The sequence below is a fragment of the Flavobacterium sp. HJJ genome (genome assembly GCF_015351475.1).
Classification (GTDB): domain Bacteria; phylum Bacteroidota; class Bacteroidia; order Flavobacteriales; family Flavobacteriaceae; genus Flavobacterium; species Flavobacterium marginilacus.
This window is the reverse complement of sequence record NZ_JADKPR010000005.1, coordinates 212,304-225,602: the sequence shown is the minus strand read 5'-3', so window position 1 is coordinate 225,602 and position 13,299 is coordinate 212,304. Positions and strand designations below refer to the sequence as shown.

Here is a 13,299-nt window from a genome sequence, read left to right as displayed (position 1 = left end):
AAGTCCTTAGGCACAACTATGGACAAAAGTTTTGATACACAAATAGAAACCCTAAAAAAGGAAGGTACAAAAATACGTCTTCTTGAAAAGAAGGAATTAAAAGAGTTCAAAGAGGTAACCAAATTTGAAGAAATTCAAGATAAATGGGCAAAAAAACAACAGGAAAAAGGAGTTTCTAATGCTGCTGATGTTTTGCAAAAAGTTAGGGTTTTACAATTTGATTCCAAAAGCTAAAAAATTCTAAAAGTCTGCACACTATTCCAAAAAGGCCTAAAAGCGAATTCATCAAAATAAGACTGGGCATGCTTTTTACGTACATGAATTGGAACAGTGCTTATCCATGCTTTTAGCTGATGAATGACAATAGGCATTTCCTTAAAAATTCTTCCCGTTTTTACTTTCCTTCTGTTCAATATTATACTTTGATTTCAACGGGGAATATCCTTTCCACTTATCAGTAAATATTTTAGCGTTTGTACTAATACCATTTAGATTTATAAAATAGCCTGAAAACTCAGGCTATTTTTTTTACATAAATTAGACTATTATATAGTTCTAATTATCTGTATTACTGTTTGATCGAAGAATTGGTTATAAAAAATCTATAATCACTAGTGAAATCCATCAAGCAATTAAACAAAGGCTAACCTCTCCAAAAGATGCCTTTACCTCTTATGTAGATTTAATTCATTGGATTGTTGAGAATTACATTCCTCAAGGCATAAATTACCACACAGTAAATAAATATGCGAAAAGGCATTTTGGTGCCAAATTAAAAGTATCTAGAAAAAGTCATGTAAAAAAAGACCTCAACGCTGTCGAATCTTTTAAAAAAACTTCTCAATAATTCTTGATTCTACATTAAAAAATGTTTCAGAAAAATTCACTCATTTTAATCTTTACGTGCAAGACGAAAGCCGATTTGGATTATTTACCAGAAACGGCAGAGCCTTAACGGCAAAAGAGGTAAAGCCCATTTGCACTTACCAAAACATATTCAGATCAACCTATATTTTTGGAGCATTTTCCCCAATCAACGGGGATAGTTTAGTAATAGAATTGCCGTATTGTAATGGGGATAATTTTCAAATATTCTTAAACGAATTGTCAAAAAAGAAACCCGAAGAATTAAAAGTAGTCATTTTAGATAATGGTGCTTTTCACAAAGGAAAAGCGTTAATCATTCCAGAAAACATAATACTTATTTTTCTTCCACCATATTCTCCAGAACTCAATCCAGCAGAACTTGTTTGGCTTAATATGAAAAGGAAAATTACTAACAAAATCTACAAAACAATGGAAGAACTGAAAATTAAATTAGATGAGATAGTCAAAGAATTGATAACTGAAAAGTTTGTTAAAAATCTATGCAGTTTTGACTATTTCTTTATTTAAATCAGACTGTTTAATATGTCTAAATGGTATTAGAAATAGGGAAAACAATCTTCCTTTAATACATCACTCAGACAGAGGTTTACAATATTGTTCACAGACCTATCAAAATGTATTAAAAGCCAATAAAATCAGTCCATCATGGTTATGATTGTTATCAAAATGCTTTAGCCGAGAGGATTAATGGTGTTTTAAAACATGAGTTTTTGATTTATAAATGCAAAAATGGTCAAGGACTCGGTAAGCTAATTAAAGAATCTATTGAGTGTTACAATATTAAAAGACCGCATTTAAGCTTAAGATGAAAACACCTAATTTTGTATATTTAAAGATAGTTTGTACATGTGAAATTTGTATTTAACCAAAACTCTTGCATCTTTATTCCCCAACCACGGTAAGCGACAAGACGATAAAAGAAATCCTAATTCAAACGAATTAGGATTTCTTTGTTTATGAATCAATGTGTTTTTTTATAGATTCTTAATTACAAATTCACTTCTTCTGTTTAATTCGTGTTGTTCTTCATCGCATGAATCTTCCGGTATACATTTTACAATTGGAACAGATTCACCGTAGCCTTTGGCATGAATTCTGTTTTTAGAAATTCCCTGTTCCAAAATATAATCTCTTGTTGCATCGGCTCTGTTTTGAGAAAGATTCAGGTTGAATTTCGCAGCGCCACGATTATCAGTATGAGAACCAATTTCCACAACCATTTCAGGATATTTTTTCATTAATTCGACTACACGATTTAGAATTTTTTTAGATTCTTTTCGGATGTACCACATGTTGTAATCAAAATAAATAGGTTCAGTTTTGATTATCAGCCTGTCTTTATCTTTAACAACATCTTTTTCTGCTGCAACTATAGCTGCAGTTTTTTCTTTTTTCTTAGCTTCAGCTAATTCTTTTTGTTTTTTATCCGCTTCTAATTTGTCTTTTTTCAACTGTTCAAGTGCAGCTATTTCTGCCAGTCTTTTGGATTCAGCAGCATTAGTATCGGCTATTTTTTGCTGCTGTAAAGCTATAGCATCGTCCTTTCTTTTTTGCTCGAGTGCCGCTAATTCGGCAGCTTTTAATTGCTGAGCGGCCAGTTCTTCTTCTTTTTTGATTATTTCCTGAGACTTGATTTCCATAGAGGCATCATTAGTTTTGTTTCTGTCTTTAGAAATAGTCAATGACTTTGAATTTTCGGTATAATTTTCTTTGGTTACAAATACAGAATACTGAGATTCACATGCTATAGAAAAATTAAATTTTCCATCTGCTGCAGTTATAAATTTATTAATTTCCTGATCGTCACTGTTTATCAGTATAACTTTTGCATTTTCTAAGGCAAGATGCGAATCAATATCCGTTATTATACCGCTGATATACTGCTTACAGTCTTCAATAAGCAGTTCTTTGGTTTCTTTTATGGAATAAATATCATCTTTTCCTTTTCCTTCCGGTCTGTCAGATGAAAAATAACCTTCTTTGGTATCTGAATCAATATAATAGGCAAAATCATCATAACCAGAATTTACAGGCAGTCCGACATTTGAAGCTTTCGAATAGGTATTATTATGAATATCTGATACAAAAATATCTAAAGCGCCATATCCTTCCAGTCCATTCGAAGAGAAATACAGCTGGCTGTCTTTTGAAACAAATGGAAACTGTTCTCTTTTTGATGTATTTATATTTTCTCCTAAATTAGTTGGAACACCGTATGTTAAACCATCTACAGAAACACTGAAAATATCGAAGGATCCTAATGTTCCCGGCATATCAGAAGCAAAATATAATGTTTTTTCATCAGGGCTTAAAGCAGGATGCTCTACCGAATATTCCGGACTGTTAAATGGTAATGAAACAACATTTGTCCATTTTCCATTAATTAATTCTGCCCTGAAAATTTGAATGTTAGATATTTTTTCAGCGTTTTTTCCTATTTTGCCGTTATTATAATTATTTCGGGTAAAATACATTGTTTTACCGTCTTTTGTGAAAATGGCATTCGATTCGTGCATTGGTGATTTTAATTCTTTAGAAAAATAGGATACAATAGAATCTTTTGTATTTATATTCTTCAATGGAATGCTTACTAAATTCAGATAGCCTTCATTGTTCCATTTATAGGTTTTGTCGAATAGACTCGGTTTCTTTTTAACAGCAGCAAATACTAAATTATCATTAAAAACGACTCCGCCAAATTCTGAATTTTCTGTGTTCAAAGCTAAATTTACAATTTGAAATCTATCTCCAATTGCGGTGACATTACTTAAACTTTTAATTCCCTTGTCTAATTTTTCGATTGCAGCACTATTATTTGAAATCTGATAGTAATTTCTTAGAACAGTATTGGCTTCATCGTATTTTCCTCTGGTTTTTAATGTTTGTGCATATCTAAAATAAAAGTCTTCATTTAGTTCGTTGCTTCCGCTTTGAAATAAAAGAGCATATTGTGCCTGAGCTTTATCATATTGGCCAGTGTAATAATAACAGTCTCCCAGATTTTGAATTACTGCAGTACTTTTATCTTTAAGACTAATTTTTTCATACAAAGGAATGGCTTCGCTGTAATACGTTTTGTTAAACAGACGATTTGCTCTCTGCAGATCCTCCTGCTGGGCTTGTGCAAATTGGATTGTAAAAACAATTAAAAGTATATATATTCTTTTCATCTTTGTTTTTTTAGAAGAATCTAGGCGATTTATTATATCCTTTACCCAACAAATTCAAGTTATACAAAAGCACTATTTCATGTGAGCCGGAATTAAACTGGCTCAGGTTAGAAATAGTATAATCATAAGAATAACCAATTCTAAAATTTGGAGATACATTTATGCTCATTAGAGCACTTACAGCATCTCCAATCCGATAAGCTGCTCCAAGCTCAAATTTTTCATTATACAATACATTAGCTGTTAAATCTACAGAAACAGGCGCTCCCTCAACAAATATGGCCATAGCTGCCGGTTTTAGTTTAAATTCTTCATTGATGTCAAATACATAACCCCCAGTTAAATAACCATGAGCTTTATGAGTTCCAAAGGAATTAATCTTACCTCCGGATGATCCTGGGTGTTCGGCAGAAAGAATGTTTGGAACAGATATACCGATATAATAATTATCAGCAAAGAAGTATGCTCCTGCTCCAATATTTGGCATGGTTTTGTTTGTGTTTTCTGCAAATGCTAAATCAGTAGTTACGTCACCGCTGTTTAACTGAAAGCCGTTGAAATTTGTAGTTATTGCAGTAAATCCAGCTTTTAGTCCAAAGGAAAGTTTGTGGGTTTCATTTAGCTGAAGTACATAGGCAAAATCAGCAAAAAAATTTGTTTCTTTTTTTGCACCATCACCTATATCATCTGAAATTAATGAGAAGCCGGTTTCGATTTTGTCATTTATTGGAGTATGTGCAAATAAGGTTAGTGTTTTTGGAGCGCCTTTAATTCCAGCCCATTGGTAGCGATAAAGACTTCCTAAATTTAGTATTGCCGGCGTATCTGTTGCATAAGCAGGATTTATCACACTCATATTACTCATATACTGTGTAAAATGAGGTTCTTGCTGAGCGCTTGCCTTTAGTATAGAAAGGAAAAAAAACACAAAAAGTATTAATTTTTTCATTGGAATTGGTTTAGTAGTAAAAAAAGAATTATCGGTTCAAATAAAGCTGTCCTTGTCGTGGTGAAAAGTTCTCTTTATTATAATTGATAATATAAAAATATACACCTGTAGCGGCATCACCGCTTATAAAGCTTGAATTAGAATTTTTTCCATCCCAGTCAGGTTTGTTTATATTTCCTTTGAACATGATATTTCCATACCTATTAAATATTTCTATACTGAAATTCGGAAATAAATATTCTATATCTAATATTTTGAATGTATCATTAATGCCATCACCATTTGGCGAAAAACCGTCAGGAATTGTTAAGCCGTCTGGAGTAACGCTGCAGGCTGTTAATATAATAGCTGTTTCTAATGGCCCTGAAACGCACTTAGTATTAGGATTGTAATCAATGGCATAATATGTCGTTCCTTCAGTTAATAAAACAGTATTGTCGTATGCTGTCCCATTCACAGGTGCATCATACCATGTTAAATTTCCAGTATAGCTAGTGTTACTAGTCAAATTTTGAATTGTCGGTTTGTCTGCTCCGCAAAAATTCTGACCATCAGTTTTTAATGTTGGAACTGGTACACTGTTTATAGCAACATTAACAACAGTAGCGTTTGATTCACATCCAGTAGTAAGGTTAACTTCTGTCAAATAGTAATTCCCGCTGATTAAAAGTGTGCTTGGCTGCAATGGTGTTGTGCTGTTTGCAGAATTATACCATTTATACTGCGTTCCGCTAGGTTTTAAATTTGCAACTGTTGCTGAATTTTCTTTACAAAATCCCTGATCATTTGCAGCTGGTTTACTTGGAATTGGCAGAATAGCAAAACTTTTAGGGGCTGGGGGGATTACTGCAGAACAAGTTGTAATTAAATTAATTATATCGTTCATAATTAATGAATTAGATCCTGTATTAGGAAGCCCTGAGCCAAGTATCGTAAAATTGGTACTGCCTCCTGTTACTATAAGTGCATCAGTTTGTGCATTAATAGTATTGGCACCGGTAACGCTATAACTAAATTTTACGCTGGATAAAGTTCCTAATCCGGAAACAATAACATTTAGTGGCTGATTTGGACAGCCGTCTTTAACGGTTACAGTCATGCTGGAAGTGTCTGGAGGACCACTTACAGTGAAATTAGTTTTTTGATCGGTAAATATTGGACAGCCAGTTACAGTATTAGTGATGTTTGTCAGATTAAAAGTCGTTAATCCTGCTTTTGGTATATCAGATGCAGGAATTATAAAACTTACTTTTCCGTTTACAACAGTCAATGAAATGGTTTTTAAGCTGACAATATTTGCTCCCAATAATCGATAATTGATATTGATTGTTGTTAAAGATCCTAATCCTGATAATTCAACATTTGTTGACTGTCCCTGACAAATATCTTTAATAGCTGTTACCATGCTGGAGATATCTGGTAATGGATTTGTAATAAAGGATTTACTTAGATTGGCAGTATTTGTACATCCAGTATTTGGATTGGTTATATTGGTTACTTGAACTGTAGTGGTACCTACGTTTGGAACAAAATTTGGAAGAATATCAAATCGGCCGATACCGCTGGTTACGCTAAGAACAGCAGCTATTCTGGTTCCTGTATTGGCTCCGCTAAGACTGTAAAGGACATTATAATCTCCATTGGCAAGGTTTGAACTACCTCCTAATAAAACAGTTACTGTATAAGACTGACAGGTTGTAGCAATTGATAATCTGGCACTGTCAATTTGCGGAGTTGTATTAATAGTTACCTGGATTTTTTTTAAAGCAGATTCACAAAGAGTTACTGGATTCACTTCTTTTACAAAATAATCTCCGGTGCGTAATGGCGTCGTCAGTGCTAATGGTGTTGTACTTGCAGCAGAATCAAACCATTGGTATTGATTTCCTTGAGGTGTTAAATTGGCAACAGTTGCATTATCAGCGCTGCAGAAAGGTCCGCCTGAAGCAGCAGGTGTATTTGGAAGCGGATTAACAGTAAAAGATGTTCCCTTGTTTATTGCAAATGTACAGCCTGTTATAGTATTAGTAACATTTGTTATGTTTAAAGATGTTGAGCCTGTATTAGGAATATCGGCAGCTGGAATTGAAAATTTAACTTGACCAGCGACGGCTGTTAAAGAAATAATTTTAGAACCAGTAGTATTACTTCCTGTAAGGTTATAAGTGACATCGATAGCAGTTAATATTCCTAAACCAGTTAAAGTTACTTCAGTTGGCTGAGCTGCGCAGGCATCTTTTACTGTAACTCCCAAATTGCTTAAATCTAAAGACGGATTAACTGTAAAATCTTTTCTAAGGTTTGAGGCATTAGGACAGCCGGTAGCAGAATTTGTAATTCTGGTAATTGTAATTGCTGTAGTGCCGGCTTTTGGTATATATGCAGATTGAATGGTAAATGTAGATAATCCGCCTATTACATTCATTGTTGCTGGTATTCCATTTAGATTGTTGCTTCCGCTCAAATTGTAAATAATGTCATAGCTTCCGTCTGTAAGGTTAGAAGTACCAGAAAATGCAGCTAGAGCATCAGCACCTTGGCAGACTGGCGGAATTGTAAGGGTAGCGCTATTGATTTTAGGACTTGGATAAACGTTTACTACATCTTGAATTGTTCCAACAATGCTTGAACAAAAAACTGGACTCGCGGTCAAAGTAACGTTTGTAACGCTTACTGTATAATTTCTTACTTGCGAAAAATAGGAAGTAGGAATTGGAAATATTAAAATACCATTAGAAAAATTTTGAAATGAAACAAATGAACCTACACCAGAAATGGAATAATCAACTCTATAATAACCGTTTGCAATGGGTTTAGCTCCTTGTGTCAAAATTCCTGTATAGATTGTAGTTGATAAATTGTTTTCGCAGACAGGATTTGGATTTACTGTTAATGTCGCAGAAGTAAAATCTAACTGCTCCCCTATTGCTATAGTAACTGTGGCCGACTGTTTACTGCAGACACGATCGTCTTTAGGAGGTGATACTGTATATGTAAAACTGTAATATCCAGGCCCTTTTGTATTGTATATATTTTGAATGTCAATTGTAGAGTCTGTACTGTTGCTGAGTTCTGATGTACCAAATTCCGTCCAGGTTCCACCAGTATCTTCTCCGCTTAATTGATTGTATAGGTTCACATTTGTATATGAGCCAAGCTGATTTGAACACAGCTGTAAATTACTGGGAGTACCTGGTTCTGGAGTACGATAAATGGATACCGAAACTTGAGATGATACTGCCGGACAGCTGCCGATAGCGTTAATTGAGTATTTATAAGAGTATGTATTATAAGGAGGAGGTACAGAAGCATTTAAAACACCGGTTACTGTATTTAATCCTCCTGCGAAAGTCAGGGCTTGCCAGGTTCCTCCGCTTTGTGGAGCTAAAACTGGTGTTCCCTGAAAAACCTGAAATAAACTATAAGCATGATCAGAACTGCAGATAGAATTGTTTGGTCCCGGCACTCCTGCATAACCACCGATAGTAACCGTAATCGTAGCTGTATTAGTGACACAGCCCACAACTCCATTTATAGTATAGGTATAATGATAAATACCGCTTTCATATACTTTCTGGGCATTTAAAATACCTGTGGCAGTATCAACTAATCCTCCGGAATTATCATCATCACTCCAAGTGCCTCCAGCTGTATGAGTTCCTAATAATAAATTCAGATCAATTGACTTGCTGCTAACATTTGTTATATCGCTGCCGCATAACGTGAGACTGTTATTATTACCGGCACATTGAGCATTTATGTCTGTCGAAAAGACTAAAAAAAGGAAAACAATTAAACAAGTAGGCAATGTAAATTTGGAAGAGAAAAGCAATTTTCGAACCATAAATTGTTTTTAGTTTATTCAAAAATAAGCATTTTTAGAATTAAATATTCAGTTTTATTCTTTTTAATGAGTTAAAAATGCCAAAGAGGTGAAAAAATGATATTTTAATAAAAAAAAGCCCTGCAAATCGCAGGGCTCTCTATATTTAAAAAATCTAAAAATTATTTTTTCTCTGATTTTTCCATTTTAGCTTTCAATGCAGCTAATACATCATTGTTATCTCCTAAAGTTGCAGCTGGTGCATTTGTAGTAGATGCAGATGAAGTAGTTTCAGCAGCAGCTTTCACGTTTTTCTCTTCTTCTTCACGGAAGATAGCAGTGTGAGAAGCAACTACTCTTTTGAATTCTTTGTTGAACTCGATTACTTTGAAATCAGCAGAATCACCTTTTTTCAATTTTTTACCGTCTTCTTTTTCAAGGTGACGAGTAGGAATGAAAGCAACGATATCTTCACCGAATTCTACAGTAGCTCCTTTATCAACGATTTCAGAAATTTCACCATTGTGGATAGTTCCTACAGCAAAAGAATCTTCGTATTGATCCCAAGGATTAGCAGTAGTTTGTTTGTGACCTAAAGATAATTTACGTCCGTCAACATCTAATTCTAATACTACTACATCAAGTTTTTCACCAACATTTACAAATTCAGATGGGTGTTTGATTTTCTTAGTCCAAGAAAGGTCAGAGATGTAGATTAATCCATCGATTCCTTCTTCCAATTCTACGAAAATTCCAAAGTTTGTAAAGTTTCTAACGATACCTGTGTGTTTAGAACCAACTGGGTATTTAGCAGTGATATCAGTCCAAGGATCTTGAGTCAATTGTTTGATACCTAAAGACATTTTACGGTCTTCTCTGTCTAATGTCAATACAACAGCTTCAACAACATCTCCAACTTTTACGAAATCCTGAGCAGAACGTAAGTGAGTTGACCAAGACATTTCAGAAACGTGGATTAAACCTTCAACACCTTCAGCAACTTCGATAAATGCACCGTAATCAGCGATTACAACTACTTTACCGTTTACTTTGTCACCAATTTTCAAATCAGCGTTCAAAGCATCCCATGGGTGAGCGTTCAATTGTTTCAATCCTAATTGAATTCTTGTTTTCTCATCATCGAAATCAAGGATTACAACGTTTAATTTTTGGTCTAACTCAAGAACTTCACTTGGGTGGTTGATTCTTGACCAAGAAAGGTCAGTAATGTGGATCAATCCGTCAACACCACCTAAGTCAATGAATACACCGTATGAAGTGATGTTTTTAACAACACCTTCCAATACTTGTCCTTTTTGTAATTGACCGATAATTTCTTTTTTCTGTACTTCGATGTCAGCTTCAATAAGCGCTTTATGAGATACAACAACGTTTTTGAATTCGTGGTTGATTTTTACCACTTTGAATTCCATCATTTTGTTAACATATACATCGTAATCTCTAATTGGCTTAACGTCAATTTGAGATCCTGGTAAGAATGCTTCAATTCCGAAAACATCAACGATCATACCGCCTTTAGTTCTGCATTTTACAAAACCATTAACGATTTCTCCTGTTTCGTTTGCAGCAATAACTCTATCCCATGATTTGATAGTACGTGCTTTTCTGTGAGATAATACTAATTGACCAGTTTTGTCTTCACGGATGTCAATTAATACTTCTACTTTGTCACCTACTTTTAAATTTGGATTGTAACGGAATTCGTTCAATGAAATAACACCTTCCGATTTTGCATTGATATCAACGATAACGTCTCTATCTGTAATTCTCACAACTACTCCCTCTACTACTTCTTCCTGGTCAGTAGCGATAAAAGTTTTTGATACTAGTTCTTCGAATTCCAACAAGTTTTTCTCATCTACTGCATCGATACCTTCTTCAAAGTTATGCCAGTTGAAATTTGCTAAAAACTCTTCTTGTGATTTTAATTGTTCAGACATGCTGATAAAAAATTTGTATTCTGTTTTTTCTCGAGTTTCTTCATGCGAAAGAAAAATACAGAAGTTGTTTTACTTAAATTGTTGATACCTAAAGGAAACTCCTATTCACCAAAAGGTCTGCAAAATTAATTCTTTTTTCTGAACTGACAAAACAAAACATGCATGATTATCAATCAATTGTTTTAAGAGCAGGAAATTTTGTTTTCATTAGGAAGTTCAGTCCCGATTTTTGTTGCAATCTTGTGAACCGAACCTCGGTCCACAAGGATTTTTACTGCAATCGGGGCTATTTTAGAAGTTCACTATTTCATAACAACAAACCCGACAAATTTTAAAAACTTGTCAGGTTTAAACTCTCAAAACTGTTACTATATTTTATGGGTACGTGCGAGACGCTCACACTTGCAATTTTAAAAACTCAAATCAACTTTAAAGGGATTCTTTCATGAATAAAGGAAATTATTTTTTCAAAATTTATTTCACCAACTTCAAGTTTATCCAATATGTATGGTTCGTAATTTTTTGCAACAAGTATTAAATTATCTTCTTTTACTAAATATAAGGTAAATTTTTCCCAGTCTAGAACTGCTGTATTATCTCCAACTTTCATAATGAAAGATTTCTCTGTGAATTCAATAATTGCTTTTTTGTTGTCTTTTAAAAACTTAACTTCTTTTACTTTTGCGATTTCAAACTTTTTATGAACACTTTTAACTTTAAAATAATAATAAATAAAAGGGAGTAAATTATATAATCCAATAAAGAGAAAAAAAAGACCACCCATAAATCTATTTGGGTTATCGTAAAGTAAAGAAATTCCAATAACTATTAATAAAACACCAAGGTATTGAGAATATCTATGAAAGTCAGTCTTTTTTTTCCAGCCCAAATCAAACAATAAATCCATTTGTTTACGGTAAATATTTTCGTCAAAGTCTATTTCGAATTTCATATAATCTAATCACTTTTTTATTTTTAAATATTTCAAAAAAAAAATATTATTTTAAACAACAAACCCGACAAATTTTAAAAACTTGTCGGGTTTATTTAATACATTTTTAATGCTTCACATTCTCCAATTCCTTCGGATCATGTTTGTATTTGAATAAAAAGGCAAACAAAATCAAAATCACAAAGGCATATCCGGCAAATGAAAACCAAACCTCCGGCCATTGAACTTTATTTTCAGTGGTAAAATAACTTACCGTTCTTCCTGCAAATTCACCGCCCAAAATAGCTCCAATTCCGTTTGTCATTAACATAAACAATCCTTGTGCGCTCGATCTGATTTTGCTGTCGGTTTCTCTTTCCACAAATAAAGAACCTGAAATATTGAAGAAATCAAAAGCCATTCCGTACACTATCATCGATAAAATAAGGAAAATAACTCCAGAACCCGGATTTCCAATTCCAAATAAAGCAAAACGCAATACCCAAGCCAGCATACTAAACATCATTACCTGCTTGATACCAAATCGTTTCAGGAAAAACGGAATCGTCAAAATAAATAAAGTCTCTGAAATTTGGGACAACGAGATGATAAATACAGAATGTTCAACTCCAAAAGTTCCGTGATATTCAGGATTGGAACCAAAATCTCTGATGAATGTATCAGCAAACATATTGGTAACTTGTAAAGCAGCTCCTAAAAGCATAGCGAATACAAAAAATATTGCCATCTTTTTTTGTCTGAATAACACAAAACTGTCTAATCCAAATTTACTCGATAAGGATTGGTTGGTATTTTTATTTTCGGCAGGCACATCCGGCATCGTAAACGAAAACAAACCTGTTGCAATCATAGCAGCGGAAGCAAAAATAAATTGGTTGGTATTTGATTTCCAGTCTGTCAAATCTACTATCCACATTGCTATTATGAATCCAACTGTACCCCAAACACGTATTGGAGTAAACGCTTTTTGCACATCAAATTGGAATTTATTTAAAACCGCATAACTTACTGAATTATTCAATGCGATTGTTGGCATATAAAAACAGCAGGTTACAAAAATCACCCAGTACATTTCAGTAGAATTGGTTGCCTTAGTAGCAAAAAAGATTGAAATTCCTGCAGCGATATGTGCAAAACCTAAAACCTTTTGAGCGCTAAAATATTTATCTGCAATTATTCCAAGTAAGGCTGGCATAAACAAACTCGCCCACCCCATAGAAGCATAAGTTCTAGCGATGGACAAACCTGTACTACTACCTTCCACTGGACCGAAAACCTGCCCCATATAACCGCCTAATGAAATCAGCCAGATTCCCCAAACGAAAAATTGGAGAAAATTCATAATTGTCAATCGTAATTTTATATCCATAAGATGATTTGTTTTTTTATTTGTAGATTTTGAGACGTGTAAATCTAACATTAAAATTGATATTACCAAAAAAAATACTCGACAATACATGTTTTTTTTAAACATATAAGTCATATATGATTATGTAACGTTAAAACCAAATTGAACTCAATTTGAGAAGCTTGTATAAGTGTAAAAATATTAAAAA

8 protein-coding genes and 2 pseudogenes are annotated in these 13,299 nt (G+C 33.7%); 3 read left to right on the top strand and 7 right to left on the bottom strand.

The window, feature by feature from the left end; all coding sequences use genetic code 11:
* Positions 1–234 (top strand): hypothetical protein (locus IRZ80_RS06295; RefSeq protein ID WP_228520818.1); only part of this gene is annotated, 234 nt, incomplete at its 5' end.
* 35 nt (positions 235–269) lie between these two features.
* On the opposite strand, the pseudogene IRZ80_RS06290 reads toward IRZ80_RS06295, so the two are convergent.
* Positions 270–483, bottom strand: a pseudogene (locus IRZ80_RS06290) (transposase); the annotation flags it as partial.
* A gap of 360 nt (positions 484–843) precedes the next feature.
* On the opposite strand from IRZ80_RS06290, the gene IRZ80_RS06285 reads away from it, so the two are divergent.
* Together IRZ80_RS06285 and IRZ80_RS20950 are read left to right on the top strand one after the other, a co-directional pair.
* The gene (locus IRZ80_RS06285) at positions 844–1,395 is read left to right on the top strand and encodes an IS630 family transposase (protein WP_317174739.1); all 552 of its coding nucleotides are present in this window, start codon (positions 844–846) and stop codon (positions 1,393–1,395) included.
* A 28-nt stretch (positions 1,396–1,423) separates the two neighbouring features.
* Positions 1,424–1,753: pseudogene (locus tag IRZ80_RS20950) on the top strand (transposase); the annotation flags it as partial.
* Positions 1,754–1,862: 109 nt separating this feature from the next.
* Here the strand turns inward: IRZ80_RS20950 and IRZ80_RS06275 are convergent.
* The 6 genes from IRZ80_RS06275 to IRZ80_RS06250 form a co-directional block, all read right to left on the bottom strand.
* Positions 1,863–4,058 carry an OmpA family protein gene (locus IRZ80_RS06275; protein ID WP_194640703.1) on the bottom strand — a complete coding sequence of 732 codons (2,196 nt, stop codon included), beginning with the start codon at positions 4,056–4,058 and terminating at the stop codon, positions 1,863–1,865.
* A 10-nt stretch (positions 4,059–4,068) separates the two neighbouring features.
* On the bottom strand, positions 4,069–5,007 hold the full coding sequence (locus tag IRZ80_RS06270) for a type IX secretion system membrane protein PorP/SprF (RefSeq protein ID WP_194640702.1): 939 nt from the start codon (positions 5,005–5,007) through the stop codon (positions 4,069–4,071).
* A 28-nt stretch (positions 5,008–5,035) separates the two neighbouring features.
* Complete coding sequence (locus IRZ80_RS06265) at positions 5,036–8,851, bottom strand: gliding motility-associated C-terminal domain-containing protein (protein ID WP_194640701.1); 3,816 nt, start codon at positions 8,849–8,851, stop codon at positions 5,036–5,038.
* Between the two features lie 161 nt (positions 8,852–9,012).
* Entirely contained in the window at positions 9,013–10,791 is a 1,779-nt protein-coding gene (rpsA, locus tag IRZ80_RS06260) for a 30S ribosomal protein S1 (RefSeq protein WP_194640700.1), read from the bottom strand.
* Positions 10,792–11,209: 418 nt separating this feature from the next.
* Complete coding sequence (locus tag IRZ80_RS06255) at positions 11,210–11,743, bottom strand: hypothetical protein (RefSeq protein ID WP_194640699.1); 534 nt, start codon at positions 11,741–11,743, stop codon at positions 11,210–11,212.
* 106 nt (positions 11,744–11,849) lie between these two features.
* Entirely contained in the window at positions 11,850–13,112 is a 1,263-nt protein-coding gene (locus tag IRZ80_RS06250) for a nucleoside permease (protein ID WP_194640698.1), read from the bottom strand.
* Positions 13,113–13,299 lie beyond the last annotated feature (187 nt).